Here is a 16910-nt window from a genome sequence, read left to right on the forward strand (position 1 = left end):
TGGGTCGCCTTTTCTCATGGTGTGCGCCTGGCTCAGGACTTCTTGGTGACCTGGGCGGCGGGCATCAGACCCTGGTTCACCTCTTCCAGATCCTTCTGCTCCAGGATGCCGGCGGCCTGCTTGAGGGAGAGGATGCTGAGGATGTAGTTGTAGCGGGCCTCGGAGAGCTTCTGCTTGGCCTGATACAGCTTGCGGGTGGAGTCCAGCACGTCGACGATGGTGCGGGTGCCCACCTCGTAACCGGCCTCGGTCGCCTTCAGGGCGCTGTCGGCGGAGATGACGGACTGGCTGTAGGCGCGGACCGAGCCGATGCTGGCGTTCACGTTGTTGTAGGAAGAGCGGACCGTGCTCTGTACCGAGCGGAAGCTGCGTTCGAGCTGTTCGCTGGCGGCCACGTAGTTGAACTGTGCCTGCTTGACCTGGGAGGTGGTGGCCCCGCCGGTGTAGATGGGCAGCTTGAAGTTCAGGCCGATGTTGCCCTGATTGCTGTTGCTCTCGGGGTTGCGGATCTCGTCCTTGTAATCGTTGTAACCGGCGTTCAGGCCGGCGCCCAGATCCAGGGTCGGTTCATGACCGGTCTTGGCCAGATCGATCTGCTCCTTGGCGATGTCCTTGCCGATGCGGGCGCTGTGCAGCTCCAGGTTCTTGTCCAGGGCCAGTTCCAGCCACTTGTCGGAGTTGAACGCGGTCTTCTGCGGGCTGAAGCGATCGGTGTTGAGCACGTCCAGTTGACGGTGGTCGATACCGGTCAGCTCGCGCAGGCTCTCGTAGCTGTTGTCCAGGGTGTTCTCGGCATTGATCTCGTCCGCCAGCGCCTGATCGCGCTCGGCCTCGGCCTCGTGCACGTCGGTGATGGCGGTCAGGCCCACTTCGAAGCGCTGCTGGGTCTGTTCAAGCTGACGCTCGACCGCGGTCTTGTTGGCACGCACGAATTCCAGGGTATCCATGGCCTTGAGCACGTCGAAGTAGGCCTGGGCGGTACGCAGCATCAGGTTCTGGTACTCGAGGTTGTAGGCCACGTCGGACTGGGTGGCGCTCTTCTCGGTCAGATCCAGGTTGACCCAGTTGCTGCGACGGTAGATGGATTGATCCAGGGTCACGGAGCCGGTAGCGCCCGTGTTGGTCATGGTGTCGTTCTTGTTTTGCAGGTAGTTCAGGCCGGCGCCCAGGTTGATCTGGGGCAGCAGGGCTGCACGGGATTCGTTGATCTTCTCGAAGGCCTGGTCCCGCTTGGCCTTGGATTCCAGCAGCTGGGTGTCCTTGATCTGGGCCTGTTGGTAAATATCGAGCAGGTTTTCGGCATGAGCGGCGCCGCTCACACCCAGCATCACCATGACTGACAAGAGTGTTCTTTTCATATGATAGTTTTAACCTTTTGTATCAACCCAAAGCTGTCCGCTGGATGAAGGGGGGATTGTCACCGACCAAGCTTGATTTCAGCTTAACCACTCTACTATAAGCAGATTTCATTGCGAACTGTCTCTTTTCCAGCTGCGGAAACGTCAAGGTCCGGGGCGAGTTTTCTCGGCAACGCGCCTAGCCAAATGCCCTGTGGCTGCTAAAATCCTTCCCTCATCGTCGGCGAGAGCGAGTGAATGAATGTTCATTCATGCCCCCGAATATTATGGTCAAACCAAGCCAAGTCAAGCTGGCAGGAGTCTCGAATGTCACAGCAAGCCTTGCCTCAAACCTGCCACTACTCCAGCGATGATGTGAAAATCATTGAAAAATCAGCTGGATATAATGGCTTCTTCAAGGTGAATGTCTACCGCCTGCAACACAGGCTGTTTGCCGGTGGCTGGAACGCCCCCATCGTCCGGGAACTGTTCGAACGTGGCCATGCCGCCGCCCTGCTGCCTTATGATCCGGTGCGGGACGAGATCGTGCTGGTGGAGCAGTTTCGCATCGGCGCCATGGAGACCAGCGCCACCCCCTGGCTGCTGGAGCTGGTGGCCGGCATCATCGATGAAGGGGAGACCGCCGAGGCAGTGGTGCGGCGCGAGGCGGTGGAAGAGGCAGGGATCGAGGTGGGACGCTGCGAACACGCCATCAGCTATCTGGTGAGCCCGGGTGGCAGCACCGAGCGCATCGAGGTGTTCGTGGGCGAGGTGGATGCCAGTCAGGCCAAGGGGATCCACGGTCTGGCGGAAGAGGGGGAAGACATCCGGGTCCACGTGGTGAGCCGCGAGCAGGCCTATGCCTGGCTCAAAGAGGGGCGCATCGACAATGCCGCCTCCGTCATCGCCCTGCAGTGGCTGGCCCTGAATCACGGCGAGCTGCGGGCACGCTGGCTGGCGGGGCGCTGAGGTGGCGCTCGTTCAGACCCGGGTCAGGTGCCCTGTGTCCGACTGGAACACTGTGCAGTGGGTCCAGCCTTCATGGACCCTGATTGAGGGAGCCGCGACATGTCATTAGTCCAGAGCCCGATGAAGCGCTATGTGCCTGATTTGATGTCCTTGCAGCGTACCTGCGAGGTCAATTACATGGCGCTGATGAAACTGTTGCCGCCCGGTGGCAGCGTGGGTGCCGAGCGCCGCTATCAGGTCGGCAACGGCCTGCAGTTCCAGCTCACGGTGACCGAGGAGAGCCGCTTCACCAGCCAGGTGATCCTGGCCCAGCACAACCCCGAATTGCCGAGCTACTTGCAAGCCCGGATAGAGATTCGTTTGTATCATGATGTGCGAATGGCGGAAGTGTGTGCGGCGCAACAGATTTCAATGTTGCAACCACGTTATGATTATCCCAATCAAAAAATGCATCACAGGGATGAAAAGGAGCAGGTAAATCTATTCTTGGCCGATTGGTTGAGATTTTGTCTCAAACACGGCACCAGCCTGATTAACATCCTCTAGTCGAACCCATAAAAAAGAAGCGTGATTTTGGAAACAGAGCTACCTCAGGCGCCGGACGGCAGTGTGCGCCTGTTACAGATTACCGATACCCATCTCTTCGCCAGTGCCGAGGGGCGGCTGCTGGCCGTGCCCACGGCGCAGAGTCTGGCCGCCGTGCTGGAGCGGGTGCAGGCCAACGAGCACCCGTTCGATCTCATCCTCGCCACCGGGGATCTTTCCCAGGATCACAGCCCGGAGTCCTACCAGCGCTTCGCCTCCATGATGGCGCCCCTGGCTCGCCCCATCTACTGGTTGCCCGGCAACCACGACGACGGCCCCCTGATGACCGAATACCTCCATGCGGCCGGCATCAGCGAGGCCAAGCAACTGGTGGGGGATCACTGGCAGGTGATCCTGCTGGATACCCAGGTGCGCGGCAAACCCCACGGGGTGCTGGGGGATCACCAGCTGGCGGCCCTGGATCAGGCCCTGCGCCAGCATCCCGAGCGCCATGCCCTCATCGCCCTGCACCATCAGGCGGTGCCGGTGGGCTGCGCCTGGCTGGATCAGCACAACCTCAAGAATGCCGACGACCTGTTCGCCGTGCTGGCCCGCCACCCGCAGCAGAAGACCATCCTGTTCGGCCACGTCCATCAGGAGTTTGACGAGGTGCACCACGGAGTGCGGCTCATCGCCAGCCCCTCTACCTGCATCCAGTTCAAGCCGCTCTCCGACGGTTTCGCACTGGACGAATCCGGCCCGGGCTGGCGCTATCTCACCCTGCACCCGGATGGCCGGGTGGCGAGCCAGGTGTGGCGCCTGCCGCTGGGGCAGTTCGTGCCCGACCCCAATGCCACCGGTTACTGAGGCGTTGCCATGAAGCCCGTCCTGCTCTATCTGCACGGTTTCAATTCATCCCCCGGCTCGGCCAAGGCGCAGCAGATGGCGGCCTGGGTGGCAGAGAACAGGCCCGATATCGAGGTGGTGATCCCGGCCCAGCCCAACACCCCGGCGGCCGCCTGGGCTGCCATCGAGCAGGCCATCGCCGACCTGAAGGCCCGCCACGGCAGCGCCCTGCGACTGGGCGCCGTGGGCAGCTCCCTCGGTGGCTTTATGGCGACCCGGGTCAGCGAGCGATACGGTTGCCGCGCCGCCCTCATCAACCCGGCGGTGCGCCCCCACGAGCTGCTCTGCGACTACCTCGGCCCCCAGACCAACCCCTACAGCGGCGAACGCTATGAACTGTTGCCCGGACACATGGACGAGCTGAGAGCGCTGGCGGTGCCGGTGACTGCTCCCGAGCGGCTCTGGGTGCTGCAACAGCAGGAGGACGAGGTGCTCGACTATCGCAAGGCGCTGGACGAATACCGCTTTGCCCGTCTCTCCCTGGAGTGCGGCGGCGATCACGCCTTCACAGGCTTCGAGCGCTACCCCGCCCAAATCGTCCGTTTCCTCGGGCTCTAGCCGTGCAGCCGCCGTTGGCCGCCTTCCTCGAACAGGTGCTGGCCACGGCCCAGGCGGGGCTCACCTATTCCCGCGATCCCTTCGACATCGCCCGCTTCGAGGCGCTGCGAGCGGCCACGGTGACGCTCATCGCCAGCCAGAGCGAGCTGGCCCCCGACGCCATCGGCGACTGGATTGCCCTCGACAGCGGCTATCCCACCCCCAAGCTCGATGTGCGGGCCTTCATTCAGAACGACGCGGGCCATGTCCTGCTGGTGCAGGAGCGCAGTGACGGTTGCTGGACTCTGCCGGGGGGCTGGTGCGACATCGGCGATTCGCCTGCGGACGCCGTGGTGCGCGAAGTGGTGGAGGAGACCGGCCTCGTCTGTCGGGCGGTGCAGCTGCTGGCGTTGTTCGACAAGCTCAAGCATCCCCATCCCCCGCAGCTGCCCCATGCCCACAAGGCCTTCTTCCTGTGCGAGGTGACGGGCGGCGCTCTGCTTACCGACACCGATGAAACCAAAGGGGCGGGGTACTTCCCCATCGACGCCTTGCCCGAACTCTCCCGCCACCGGGTGGTTGCGTCCCAGTTGCGCACCCTGCATGACCATCTGTCGCAGGGGCGGGGGGATACCCTGTTCGATTAACCGGTTCGCAGCCTGACACTGCGGCAAGGAGGCAGCATGATCACACGCATCGGCAATACCCCCATCCAGAAGAAACACAAGGCAAGCTGCCACTGCGGCGCCGTGGTGCTGGAGCTGACCCTGCCGGATGGCGTGGTGGATCCGCGCCGCTGCGACTGCTCCTTCTGTCGGCGGCGAGGGGCCATCGTCGCCTCGGTGCCGCTCTCCGGCATCCGCATCCTGCAAGGGGAGGCGGCGCTTCGCTGCTACCAGTTCAACACCCGCACCGCGAAACACTACTTCTGCAGCGTCTGCGGCATCTACACCCATCACCAGCGCCGATCCAATCCGGCGGAATATGGCTACAACCTCGCCTGTCTGGAGGGGGTCAACCCGTTCGATCTGGGAGAGGTGCCGACCCGCGACGGGGTGCATCACCCGGCAGATACCGTGGCCGATTGAACGCGAGGTGACTGCCCCGACGGGTGGCGGGGAGGACGGGCGAGGTGTTGCCGTGCCACTCCCGTGACGACACCTCAGGGGGTCATCTGCCTGTGTAGCCCCCGCAATGGCTGTGTTAACCTTGCCCTGTCCGTCTCCCGGCGGACCCCGGCCTCTCTCTTCATTCCATCTCTGCCAACAGGGGGCACACCCGTGACGACTGCTTCAGCGCTGCCGGATCTGATCCTCGGGGCCTCTCTCTACTTTCCGCCCCTGTTCAAGGCCGTGCTGCTCGGCCTGCTGGGCTGGCTGCCGCTGCACCATCTGCTGCGGGACTGGCTCTACGGCGGCGAGGTTTGGCACCCCCTGCTGATGGATCTCTCCCTCTTCATCCTCGCCGTCAGCGGCGCCCTATGGATATTGCTACATGGCTAAATCACCCCTTGCGACCCTCAAATACTTCTCCACCCTGCTGGTCTTTGCCCTGGCGCTGGTGTCGCTCTGGTGGCTGTGGAACGACTACATGCAGGGTCCCTGGACCCGGGATGGCAAGGTGAGGGCCGAGCTGGTCAGCATCACGCCCCAGGTGTCGGGCAAGATCGTCAGGATAGGGGTCAAGGACAACCAGCTGGTGAAGGCGGGGGAACTGCTCTTCACCCTGGATCCCGAGCCCTATCGCATCGCGCTGGACAACGCCAGCGCGGCCCTGGCCAAGGCCAGGTCGGATCTCGACAAGGCGGAGCACGAGGCGAACCGTCGCCAGAGCCTCTCCCGCACCGTCATCTCCGCCGAGGCGGTGGATGAATCCAGGCTCAATGCCCAGGCGATGAAGGCGGCCTATGAGGTGGCCCAAGCCAATCTGGAGCAGGCCAGATGGTCCCTTGCCCGGACCGAGGTCCATGCTGCGAGCGACGGCTACATCACCAACCTGCAGGCCAGGGTCGGCAACTACGCCACCGCCGGGGTGCCCCTGGTGGCCCTGATAGACACCCACTCCTTCTATGTGCAGGGCTATTTCGAAGAGACCAAGCTCAGGCACATCGCCCCCGGCAAACCGGCCGAGGTGGTGCTCTACAGCGGGGATCGGGTACTCAGGGGGGAGGTGGAAAGCATAGGGCGCGCCATTCACGATCAGAGCCTGGAAGGCAGCGAGGGGCTGCTGCTCGACGTCAAGCCGAACGTGCCCTGGGTGCGCCTGGCCCAGCGGGTGCCGGTGCGGATCAGGCTGCTGGCGATTCCCCCGGATCTGGTCTTGATCGCGGGCACGACCTGTACCATCACCATAGGGGACTAGAGTGATCCCCTCGCTCTGGCGCCAGACCCCCTGGGGCAAGGCCAACGGCGGACAGTGGCGCTACGCCCTGCGCAATGCTCTGGCCATGTGCCTGTCGCTCTGGCTGGCGTTCGTGCTGCAACTCGACTCTCCCTACTGGGCCATGACCTCCGCCGCCGTGGTGAGCTTTCCCACCGTGGGGGGCGTCATCAGCAAGAGCCTGGGGCGGGTGGTGGGCAGCCTCATCGGCGCCATGGCGGCGGTGATGATCACCGGCCTTGGCATCGGTGATCCCTGGCTCTTCAGCCTGCTTATCGCCCTCTGGCTGGGGGGGTGCACCTACATATCCAACCACCATCAGAACAACGTCTCCTACGGTTTCGCCCTGGCGGGCTATACCGCCGCCATCATCGCCTTCTCCTGCGTCAACCTGACCGACCTGCAACATATCTTCGACATCGCCCAGGCCCGGGTGAGCGAGGTGATCGTCGGCATCCTCTGCGGCGGCCTGATGATGATGATCCTGCCGAGTGTCTCCGATGGCGAGACTCTGCTGGACTCCCTTGGCAAGAGCCAGACCCGGCTGCTGGAACATGCCCAACTGCTCTGGCTCGGGGAGACGGGCGCCGATGTGCGCACCGCCCACGAGGGGGTGATCGGTCAGATCCTCACCCTGAACGTGCTGCGCATCCAGGCAGTCTGGAGCCACCACCGCCTGCGCCGCCACAACCAGTTGCTGAACTATCTGCTCCATCGCCAGCTGAGGATGGTCAGCCTCATCTCGGGGCTGCGCCGCATGCTGCAACATTGGCCAGAGGACGCAGTCGACCCGGCCCCCATGCTGGCCGCCGTGCTGCGGGAGCTGGGACAGGGGGGCTGCGACAAGCTGCGCATCGCCCGCCTGATGGCGCCCTTCGTGGCCCGTTCGGGGGACGATTATCGCTGTCAGGCCTTCTGGCTGCGGCTGCGCCACTTCTGCTGGAGCTACCTGGAGTGTCAGCGCTGGCTGGAAAGGCTGGCCCGCCACGATGGCCAGGAGTGGCCGGCGCCGCCGCGCCACAGCTCTCTGACCAGCCACACCGACGGCCTGGAGGCGGCCTACAACGGGGGGCGTACCTTCCTCTGCGTGATGCTGGGCTGCACCTTCTGGATCCACACCCAGTGGGATGCGGGCGCCGCGGCCCTGACCCTGCTCGCCATCTGCTGCGTGCTCTATTCCGCCACCCCGGCCCCGGCCAAGGGGGCCCAGACCATGCTCAAGGCCATTGTGCTGCTCAGCTTTATCTGCTTCGGGGTCAAGTTCGGGCTGATGATCCGCATCGACGACTTCTGGATCTTCTGCGCCCTGCTGTTCCCCGCTCTCATCACCCTGCAACTGCTGAAATTGCAGCGACCCCAGGGGGCGGCGCTCTGGGGCCAGCTCATCGTGCTGCTCGGCTCCTTCCTCGCCATCACCAATCCGCCGAGCTACGACTACCTCGCCTTCGTCAACAGCAGCCTTGCCCAGGCACTGGGGGTGATGAGTGCAGGGCTGGCGTTCCAGCTCCTGAGGCCCAGCTCGGATCGGCGCAAGAGCCGCCGCCTGATGCACCGTCTGCGGCGGGATTTCGTGGAACAGCTGGCCCCGGCCCCGCATCAGAGCGAGGGGGAGTTTGAATCCCGGGTCTATCACGCGGTGAGCCAGCTCAGCCAGAGTCAGGATCAGGGGGCCCGGCTCTGGGTACTGCGCTGGGGCGTGGTGCTGCTCAATTGCAGCCATATCGTCTGGCAGCTCAGGTTCTGGCGCAGCCGGGATCCGGCCCTCTATCTGGTGCGGGACGGCTGTCTGCGCTGCCTGAAAGGCATTCTGACCGAAGGGGGCGTGCAGCACGAGACCCTGGGGCGCACCCTGGCGGAGCTGGACCGCATCAGCCAGGGGCTGGGGGAACATGCAGACCCGGCGGCCCGGGCTCTGGCGGGGCTGGTGTGGCGACTCCACTGCTCCCTCTCCCAGCTTGTGCAGGCCCTGCCCGGGGAACCCGCCTGATCCCGGGCGGGGAGGCCGGAGCCCCTCTGGATCACCCTTTGCGAGCGCCCCATTTGTCCCAGGCCCTCCCAGCGAGTAAGATTCCCCCCAAACGTCAATTCGCAAGGCCCTCCATGTCCACTCAATACAATGCGGATGCCATTGAGGTCCTCAATGGCCTTGAACCGGTGCGTCGCCGCCCCGGCATGTACACCGACACCACCCGGCCCAATCACCTCGGCCAGGAGGTCATCGACAACAGCGTCGATGAGGCGCTGGCGGGTCACGCCCGCAATCTGGAGGTGATCCTGCACGAGGATCAGTCCCTCGAGGTGATCGACGACGGTCGCGGCATGCCGGTGGACATCCACCCGGAGGAAGGGGTCTCCGGCGTGGAGCTGATCCTCTGCAAGCTGCATGCGGGCGGCAAGTTCTCCAACAAGAACTACCAGTTCTCCGGCGGTCTGCACGGGGTGGGGATCTCGGTGGTGAACGCCCTCTCCGATAGGGTCGAGGTGACAGTGCGCCGGGACGGACAGGTCTATGACATCGCCTTCGAGCGGGGCGAGAAGGTGTCTGATCTGACCATCACAGGCACCTGCGGGCGTCGCAACACCGGCACCCGGGTGCGCTTCTGGCCCCAGCCGAGCTATTTCGACTCGCCCCGCTTCTCGGTCTCGAAACTCGAGCACCTGCTCAAGGCCAAGGCCGTGCTCTGTCCCGGCCTCACCATCAAGTTCCTCGACAAGAACACCGGCATCAAGCTGGAGTGGTGCTACGAAGACGGCCTCAAGGATTACCTCATCGACGCGGTCAAGCAATTCACCTGCCTGCCGGAGCAGCCCTTCGTCGGCTCTTTCAGCTCCGAGCAGTCGGCGGTGGACTGGGCCCTGTGCTGGTTGCCGGAAGGGGGCGAGTGCCTCGCCGAATCCTATGTGAACCTCATTCCCACGGCGCTCGGTGGCACCCACGTCAACGGCCTGCGTCAGGGCCTGCTCGACGCCATGCGCGAGTTCTGCGAGTTCCGCAACCTTTTGCCGCGCGGGGTCAAGCTGACCCCGGAGGATATCTGGGATCGCTGTGCCTACATCCTCTCCATCAAGATGCAGGATCCACAGTTCGCCGGCCAGACCAAGGAGCGGCTCTCCTCCCGCCAGAGCTCGGCCTTCGTCTCCGGCGTGGTGAAGGATGCCTTTAGCCTGTATCTGAACAGCAACACCGAGCTGGCCGAACAGCTGGCGGAGCTCTGCATCTCCAGCGCCCAGCGCCGGATGCGCGCCGCCAAGACGGTGGTGCGCAAGAAGATAACCCAGGGCCCGGCGCTGCCCGGCAAGCTCACCGATTGCGGCTGCGCCGACCCCATGCAGGGGGAGCTCTTCCTGGTAGAGGGTGACTCCGCGGGGGGCAGTGCCAAGCAGGCGCGGGATCGGGAGTTTCAGGCCATCATGCCCCTGCGCGGCAAGATCCTGAACACCTGGGAGGTGGAGGCCGGTCAGGTGCTCGCCTCCCAGGAGGTGCACGACATCTCGGTCGCCATCGGGCTCGACCCCGACTCCAACGACCTCAGTGGCCTGCGCTACGGCAAGGTGTGCATCCTGGCGGATGCGGACTCGGACGGTTTGCACATCGCCACCCTGCTCTGCGCCCTGTTCGTGAAGCACTTCCGCGCGCTGGTGGAGAAGGGCCACGTCTATGTAGCCATGCCGCCGCTCTACCGGATCGATATCGGCAAGGAGGTCTACTACGCCCTCGACGAAGACGAGAAGAACGGCGTGCTGCAACGGGTCGAAGCCGAGAAGAAGAAGGGCAAGGTGATGGTGACCCGATTCAAGGGGCTGGGTGAGATGAACCCCAAGCAGTTGCGGGAAACCACCATGGATCCCAACACCCGCCGTCTGGTGCAGCTCACCATGGGCGCGGAAGGGGGGGCAGAAGGGGAAGATGGGGACGAGACCCTGCAACTGATGGACATGCTGCTGGCCAAGAAGCGCGCCGGTGATCGCCGCGAATGGCTGGAAGAGAAGGGCAACCTCGCCATCATCTAAGCCGTCGGCTGGCCCGGACAGGGCCAGCAAGCATTTAGCCGGAGTCGCCCTGTGGCGGCTCCCGAACCGAAAGAGATAATCACATGAGTGATGCTATCGAGCTCAGTCTGGACGGGGTAGAGCGCCAGCCAATGCGCACCTTTACCGAACAGGCTTACTTGAACTACTCCATGTACGTCATCATGGATCGGGCCCTGCCGCATATCGGCGACGGCCTCAAGCCCGTGCAGCGGCGCATCATCTACGCCATGAGCGAGCTGGGGCTGTCGGCGCTGTCCAAGCACAAGAAGTCCGCCCGTACCGTGGGTGACGTGCTGGGCAAGTACCACCCCCACGGCGACAGCGCCTGTTACGAAGCCATGGTGCTGATGGCCCAGCCCTTCTCCTACCGCTACCCGCTGGTGGACGGTCAGGGCAACTGGGGGGCACCGGACGATCCCAAATCCTTCGCCGCCATGCGTTACACCGAGGCGCGGCTGTCGCGCTTCTCCGAGCTGCTGCTCTCCGAGCTCGGCCAGGGCACGGTGGAGTGGACGCCGAACTTCGACGGCACCATGAAAGAACCCGTGGTGCTGCCCGCCCGCCTGCCCCACATCCTGCTCAACGGGGTGACCGGCATCGCGGTGGGGATGGCGACCGATATCCCGCCCCACAACGCGCGGGAAGTGGCCCACGCCTGCGTGGAGCTGCTGGATAACCCCAATGCCAGCCTGGATGCCCTGATGGCCCATGTGCAGGGGCCGGATTACCCGACCAATGCCGAGATCATCACGCCGCAGGGCGACATCCGCAAAATCTACGAAACCGGCAAGGGCTCCATCAAACAGCGGGCGGTCTGGAGTGAAGAAGATGGCGACATCGTCATCACGGCGCTACCTCATCAGGCTTCAGGCGCCAAGATCATGGAGCAGATTGCCGCCCAGATGGTGGCCAAGAAGCTGCCCATGGTGACCGATCTGCGGGATGAATCGGACCACGAGAACCCGACCCGTCTGGTGATCGTGCCGCGCTCCAACCGGGTGGACGTAGAGGGGCTGATGGCCCACCTGTTCGCCACCACTGACTTGGAGAAGAACTACCGGGTCAACCTCAACATCCTGGGTCTGGACAACCGGCCCCAGGTGAAAGACCTCAAGACCATCCTCACCGAGTGGCTGAGTTTCCGTCGTGAGACGGTGCGCCGCCGCCTGCAGTATCGCCTCGACAAGGTGCTGGCGCGCCTGCACATCCTCGAAGGCTTGCTCATTGCCTACCTCAACATCGACGAGGTGATCGAGATCATCCGCACCGAGGAGGAGCCGGGCCGGGTGATGATGGAGCGTTTCAATATCAGCGAGACCCAGGCCGAGGCGATCCTCGAGCTCAAACTGCGCCACCTGGCCAAGCTCGAAGAGTTCAAGCTGCGTGCCGAGCAGAATGAACTGGCGGAAGAGCGCGACAAGCTGGAACTGATCCTGGGTTCCGAGCGCCGTCTCAGCACATTGCTCAAGAAAGAGATCCTGGCGGATGCCGAGAAGTACGGCGACGATCGCCGCACCCCGCTGGTGGAGCGCGCCACCGCCGTGGCCCTGACCGAGAAGGAGCTCACCCCGAGTGAGCCGGTGACCGTGATCCTCTCCGACAAGGGCTGGGTGCGCGCCGCCAAGGGGCACGACGTGGATGTGGAGGGCCTCTCCTACAAGGCGGGGGACAACTACCTCGCCCACGCCCATGGCCGCAGCAACCAGCAGGCGGTATTCCTCTCCACCCTGGGGCGCACCTATTCCCTGGAGGCCCACACCTTGCCGTCCGCCCGCAGTCAGGGCGAACCGCTCACCGGCCGCTTCGCGCTGGGGGCCGGTGAAGAGGTGCGCCATCTGGTGATGGGTAACGAGGGCGAGCCGTACCTGATCGCGAGCGACGCCGGTTACGGCTTCGTCTGCAAATACGACGACCTGATCGGTAAGAACAAGAACGGCAAGGCGCTGCTCACTGTGCCGGAAGGGGGCATCGTCATGGCGCCCCAGAGGATAGGCGCGCCGGACACCGATCTCTGCATGGCCATTTCCAACGAGGGGCGCATGCTGTTGTTCCCGCTCAATACCCTGCCGGTGCTCGGCAAGGGCAAGGGCAACAAGCTGATCAGCATCCCGTCGGCGCGCGTGAAGGCGCGGGAGGAGTTTGTGGTGATGGCCGCCGTTATCCCGCAAGGCCAGTCGGTGACTCTCTTTGCCGGCAAGCGCAAGCTGACCCTCAAGCCGTCCGATCTCGACTACTACCGCGGCGAGCGCGGTCGCCGCGGTGCCAAGCTGCCCCGCGGTCTGCAGCGGGTCGATCGTATCGAGATTGAAACCGTCGCGGGCGCCGAGCCGGTAGCCGGGGAAAATCAGGAAGGGTAATAAATATAAAGGGCGCGAAAGCGCCCTTTATATTTGGTGGTTTTTTGGTAACTACCGCTTTGGTCGAAAAACGAACACTTCATGATGGCTCATAATTGAAACCATCTTCTGTTGAGTAACACAATATAACTCTTGCATCATTATCGCCACATGCTTTTCTAGCCTTTTCGCAAGCTTCTTTCTTAGACTTATCATAATCCCAGCCAAAATTTATTTCATTTGCTGCAACGGCAATCCACTTGCTTCCACCAGTCCAACAGATGATTTCTGAATCATCAGATGCATTTTTTAATGCCAAGCGCTTTGCCTGTTCAGTTGAACCTGCACCCCAAGAATAATGAAATTCTCCTGTTGACTTAGAGTGTGCTAATGCCCCGTATTTTGGCAATGTATCCCAAACTCGCCACTCATTGGCCAACAATTCATTTTCTGCAGTATGTTTTAACATCCATAAAAACGAATCGCTATTATCCATTATTCCTGAAATACAAGCGGATGAAAACATGTGGCAGTTATCAAGTAATACATTGTAGCTTTTTACAGATACATTCTTTTCGAATCGCCGCGCATTATCGGCAGCATATTTATCTCCGATTGCTCGGCCATTTCGACATGATGTATAGATACTTATTGCCGTAGTTCCATATATAAATTCTTGCGGGGTTACATATTCAATCCAACCTTTTTTATTTAAGTGGATGATCTCGTTTCCTCCGACATATATCCCAGAGTGCTCTGCATGCCCAAATGCAAGGTCACAGTATACAATAGAGCCGACTTCTGGATAAGGAACTTTATCCCTCACACAATTGTCAATAAAACTTTCCGCTAACTTTATGCCAGCAAGAGCTTTCAGAGATCCAAACATATAACCTCCTCGTAATTTATATGCATCGCGTAAAAATATTAAATGGAAAGTTAATTTATAGTAGTGAATGTAATGATGAAACTCATCATCTTTAGAAAAATCAAGTGTGTCCATCTTTTTATAGGTATATAGAGGGCCGTAGGTTTGATTAGCACAGCATAATCAGACGTTCGCGAAAACCGGCTTCCACTGTCCCGCTGCCACCCTCTTATCTCCCTTTATTCCAATCACCACGGGGCCAACGGTGTGGACGATTACGCTTCGCTAATCGACCCTACGCCTCCCCGCTCGCTAAGCTTGAAGGGAGCAGCACAGTGCCAGGAGGCCAATCATGGAGATCGACAAAGCCATCGGACTGATCGAGGCCCACGGAGTCTTTCACGGGGATCACTACAGCTTCAACAGCGGCGAGTTCGTGCAGTGGTGCGAGCAGGATGCCCACCAGACCCTCAGTCTGGAGCAGGCCAATCACGAGCTGGCGCCCTTCTGTATCCGGGTCGGTTACGCCGAGCCGGTCCGGTCGTGGCGTTACTACCTCACCTGAACTACCTCACCTGAGGAGTGACGCAGAGGGCGGGATGAGCCGGGCGATGCGGTGAGTCAGTGACAAAGGAGCCGGCAAGGCTCCTTTCTTGTGATGGGCAGGGCGAAGGCGGGGAGTGGCCCTAGTTGTCGACGTTCCAGGCAATGGGCAACTCAAGGTCGAATATCAGCTGATCCCCGTCGAGGCGAAAGGCCACGCTGGTCTGGTGCTGGTCATATTCGTCGATAAGGCGACAGCTCTCGGAAAAGTTGGATTCGTAGCTGAGGCTGGCAGTGCCGCCGGTGCGAGCCTCGTCGAGTTCTACTCCCAGCACCCGCAGCGGATCTTTCTGACTGAGTTTGACCCGGCTGTCCCCCACGTCCACCAGCCGCTCCAGCAGGGGGAAGAAGTCCTGCTTGTTGGCCCCGATGGCCCGGGAGATGGCTTGCTCCAGCTCGGTGGCGCTGGCAAGGGCGGGATCCAGCGTGTAGCGGGTCTGGATGCTTTCCTGAGTCATATTGTGCTCCTTGGGGCAATGAAACTGCGTCGGCCATCAGCACGATAGGCGGTGAATAAGGCGAACCTAGCCATTAAATAAGGTGGTGATTCATTCTGGTGGATAAAACCATCAAAAAAAACCGATGAAGACAGCATATTGCTTCTCATCAGGCGGGAATGCGGCCATTGCGCACCAGGGCCCGGCGGATATTTTTGCACATCTTGCCGAAGCGGTTGAGCTCGTCGAAGCTGGGCGGGATGCCGCGATCGATCTGATATTGCCAGTAGCAGAGGTCCGTATCCACCAGCTCCATCAGCTTCTTGGGGCAGCCGATGCAGGTGTTGTCCGGCCCGCATTTGAAGGTATCCGGTTGATAGAGCGGAAATTCCGCCTTCACGGCGTCGATGATCTGCTGCATGGCGGTCATGCGGTCCGGCTTTCTGCTCACGGCTCGTTCCCCGGCGGCTTGTATGGGGGAGTCATTATATCCCTGACAAAATGTGGGCCAATGACGCTTAGGAGGTAGTCCGCCTTGCTTGCAAGCCAACGCACCCCGGATCCTGCGCCAGCTTCCCTCTGGTGGCCTCTTCTGTCTGGCGCCGTTTCGGGTCATGATGAAAGCCCCGAACGAACCACTTTTTGACTGACCCCTCTGGAGGTGTGATGAGACCCTGTGCCCTGCTGTTGCTTTTCCCCCTGGTGTGCCAGGCCGAGGCCAGCCCGAGTGAACCCGTGCAGGAAGGTACCCTGGCCAATCAGCAGCTGATCCGGGATGCCATGGTGGGGGTCGCATCCTGGGTGGCCACCAAGGGGTGTGACGCGCCGGAGCGCTTCGTGCCCGTGGTGCTGCAACTTCCCGAGGGGGAGCCGGGCAGTCGCCATTGGCAGGAGCGCTGGACGGTGACGGGCTGTGGCAACGACTATCCCGTGGTGATCGATTTTCGGGAGACCGGGATGCAAAGCGCCATGTGGACCATTGCCCGATAGGGTCGGCGCCGCCATCTGCGAGCTGCAAAGATGACAACGCCCGGCAAGCCGGGCGTTGGGACAGGGTGAAGGGGAAAGCCCGTCATCAGAAGTCGTGGTAGAGGGGCCAGCCGAGCAGGGGGTGGCGGATCCCGGCGCGCATCTCCATGTTGTCGAGCTTCTCCGGCGAGGCATTCTCTTTTTGCAGCAGCTGGTACTGGCGCACAAAGCCGAGGGTATGGAGCAGGTTGGGCACAAAGCCGGGGCTCAGCTCCTGACGCAGGGCGGCGGCCATGTCGGCAGGCAGCGCGCTTAGCATCAGGGCGAGCTGGGCGGCGAGGTAGTCGGTGTCATACCAGCCCTCGTCGAGCTCAATCTCCCGCGCCAGTTTGCGCTTGAGATCCTGCTTCACCCTGAGGGGGGCGGCGCCACTGCCCTTGCCGCAGAGGATGCGGTAGAGCAGCGCCTCGGCCAGCTTGTCCTCCATGGTGGGGTGGTCGCTCTCGCAGGCGAAGAAGTGCTGGTCGATGAGCGCCATCAGGCGGCTCTTGTTGTGCTCGGTCAGCGCCTTCTCGTACTCCTGCCACCCTTGCCACTCCTCCACATCGGGCGGGCTCGAGATCTTGTCCAAGAGCCGCGCATCCACGTCACCGTAGAGGCTGTTGCCAGCCTGCTTGGGGCTGACGGTAATGAGCATCGACCAGCCCTTCTGGAACGGCTTGATGGGGCCTTCCGGCGCCTGCAACAGCGCCAGCGCCTTGGCCGGATCCCGCGCCGAGAGCTCCTGCAGACCGAGGCTTACCACGCCGATGACGTCGTGGGCGGCCTGCTCCAGCAGGTGCATCTTGTACTTGTTGTAGTACTTGTCGGCGAATTTGAGGCTCATCAGCACCGCCTTGCCCTTGATGGCGGCGAGCTGCTGCTGACTCAAGAGTTCGTTGTCGCGGCCAAAGCGCAGCACCTGGGTCAGAAAGGGGCCCTGGTTGGCATCGCGAATGACTAACTGCATGAA

At 62.0% G+C, this 16910-nt stretch carries 18 protein-coding genes; 13 read left to right on the forward strand and 5 right to left on the reverse strand.

What is annotated here, in order from left to right:
* Nucleotides 1–32 precede the first annotated feature (32 nt).
* On the reverse strand, nt 33–1358 hold the full coding sequence (tolC, locus tag AB5Y54_RS20070) for an outer membrane channel protein TolC (protein ID WP_029313618.1): 1326 nt from the start codon (nt 1356–1358) through the stop codon (nt 33–35).
* 306 nt (nt 1359–1664) lie between these two features.
* Here tolC and nudF point away from each other — a divergent pair, with 306 nt between their 5' ends.
* From nudF to parC, 11 genes are all read left to right on the forward strand, one after another.
* The gene (gene nudF / locus AB5Y54_RS20075; RefSeq protein WP_010672772.1) at nt 1665–2306 is read left to right on the forward strand and encodes an ADP-ribose diphosphatase; all 642 of its coding nucleotides are present in this window, start codon (nt 1665–1667) and stop codon (nt 2304–2306) included.
* Between the two features lie 99 nt (nt 2307–2405).
* Nucleotides 2406–2852 (forward strand): DUF1249 domain-containing protein, encoded by a 447-nt coding sequence (locus AB5Y54_RS20080; RefSeq protein ID WP_039039758.1) that lies wholly within the window; start codon nt 2406–2408, stop codon nt 2850–2852.
* A gap of 27 nt (nt 2853–2879) precedes the next feature.
* Nucleotides 2880–3698 (forward strand): 3',5'-cyclic-AMP phosphodiesterase, encoded by an 819-nt coding sequence (cpdA, locus tag AB5Y54_RS20085; RefSeq protein ID WP_039039757.1) that lies wholly within the window; start codon nt 2880–2882, stop codon nt 3696–3698.
* A 9-nt stretch (nt 3699–3707) separates the two neighbouring features.
* The gene (locus tag AB5Y54_RS20090; protein ID WP_041214383.1) at nt 3708–4295 is read left to right on the forward strand and encodes a YqiA/YcfP family alpha/beta fold hydrolase; all 588 of its coding nucleotides are present in this window, start codon (nt 3708–3710) and stop codon (nt 4293–4295) included.
* A 2-nt stretch (nt 4296–4297) separates the two neighbouring features.
* Nucleotides 4298–4921 carry an NUDIX hydrolase gene (locus AB5Y54_RS20095; protein ID WP_113069050.1) on the forward strand — a complete coding sequence of 208 codons (624 nt, stop codon included), beginning with the start codon at nt 4298–4300 and terminating at the stop codon, nt 4919–4921.
* 36 nt (nt 4922–4957) lie between these two features.
* A complete protein-coding gene (locus tag AB5Y54_RS20100) occupies nt 4958–5362 on the forward strand; it encodes a GFA family protein (protein ID WP_039039754.1) in 405 nt (134 codons plus the stop codon).
* Between the two features lie 171 nt (nt 5363–5533).
* Nucleotides 5534–5776 (forward strand): DUF1656 domain-containing protein, encoded by a 243-nt coding sequence (locus AB5Y54_RS20105; protein ID WP_039039819.1) that lies wholly within the window; start codon nt 5534–5536, stop codon nt 5774–5776.
* Nucleotides 5769–6635: an HlyD family secretion protein gene (locus AB5Y54_RS20110; RefSeq protein ID WP_010672778.1), complete on the forward strand. Its 867-nt coding sequence runs from the start codon at nt 5769–5771 to the stop codon at nt 6633–6635. The genes AB5Y54_RS20105 and AB5Y54_RS20110 overlap by 8 nt, the downstream gene beginning before the upstream one ends.
* 1 nt (nt 6636) lies before the next feature.
* Nucleotides 6637–8640: an FUSC family protein gene (locus AB5Y54_RS20115; RefSeq protein WP_368154233.1), complete on the forward strand. Its 2004-nt coding sequence runs from the start codon at nt 6637–6639 to the stop codon at nt 8638–8640.
* A gap of 113 nt (nt 8641–8753) precedes the next feature.
* Nucleotides 8754–10664, forward strand: coding sequence for a DNA topoisomerase IV subunit B (gene parE, locus AB5Y54_RS20120; RefSeq protein ID WP_368154234.1), 1911 nt, complete (start codon nt 8754–8756; stop codon nt 10662–10664).
* Nucleotides 10665–10747: 83 nt separating this feature from the next.
* On the forward strand, nt 10748–13042 hold the full coding sequence (gene parC / locus AB5Y54_RS20125) for a DNA topoisomerase IV subunit A (RefSeq protein WP_368154235.1): 2295 nt from the start codon (nt 10748–10750) through the stop codon (nt 13040–13042).
* Between the two features lie 79 nt (nt 13043–13121).
* On the opposite strand, the gene AB5Y54_RS20130 is transcribed toward parC, so the two are convergent.
* Entirely contained in the window at nt 13122–14024 is a 903-nt protein-coding gene (locus AB5Y54_RS20130) for a DUF4189 domain-containing protein (protein WP_368154236.1), read from the reverse strand.
* 217 nt (nt 14025–14241) lie between these two features.
* On the opposite strand from AB5Y54_RS20130, the gene AB5Y54_RS20135 reads away from it, so the two are divergent.
* Entirely contained in the window at nt 14242–14454 is a 213-nt protein-coding gene (locus AB5Y54_RS20135; RefSeq protein WP_368154237.1) for a hypothetical protein, read from the forward strand.
* Nucleotides 14455–14575: 121 nt separating this feature from the next.
* On the opposite strand, the gene AB5Y54_RS20140 is transcribed toward AB5Y54_RS20135, so the two are convergent.
* Nucleotides 14576–14950, reverse strand: a complete 375-nt coding sequence (locus tag AB5Y54_RS20140; protein WP_368154238.1) for a hypothetical protein — start codon at nt 14948–14950, stop codon at nt 14576–14578.
* 148 nt (nt 14951–15098) lie between these two features.
* On the reverse strand, nt 15099–15350 hold the full coding sequence (locus AB5Y54_RS20145) for a hypothetical protein (RefSeq protein WP_039039818.1): 252 nt from the start codon (nt 15348–15350) through the stop codon (nt 15099–15101).
* Nucleotides 15351–15595: 245 nt separating this feature from the next.
* On the opposite strand from AB5Y54_RS20145, the gene AB5Y54_RS20150 reads away from it, so the two are divergent.
* Nucleotides 15596–15919 carry a hypothetical protein gene (locus tag AB5Y54_RS20150; protein WP_045523112.1) on the forward strand — a complete coding sequence of 108 codons (324 nt, stop codon included), beginning with the start codon at nt 15596–15598 and terminating at the stop codon, nt 15917–15919.
* Nucleotides 15920–16004: 85 nt separating this feature from the next.
* On the opposite strand, the gene AB5Y54_RS20155 is transcribed toward AB5Y54_RS20150, so the two are convergent.
* On the reverse strand, nt 16005–16907 hold the full coding sequence (locus AB5Y54_RS20155) for a hypothetical protein (RefSeq protein ID WP_368154239.1): 903 nt from the start codon (nt 16905–16907) through the stop codon (nt 16005–16007).
* Between the last annotated feature and the right edge of the window lie 3 nt (nt 16908–16910).

Source organism: Aeromonas sp. s9, assembly GCF_040907765.1.
Taxonomy (GTDB): domain Bacteria; phylum Pseudomonadota; class Gammaproteobacteria; order Enterobacterales; family Aeromonadaceae; genus Aeromonas; species Aeromonas caviae.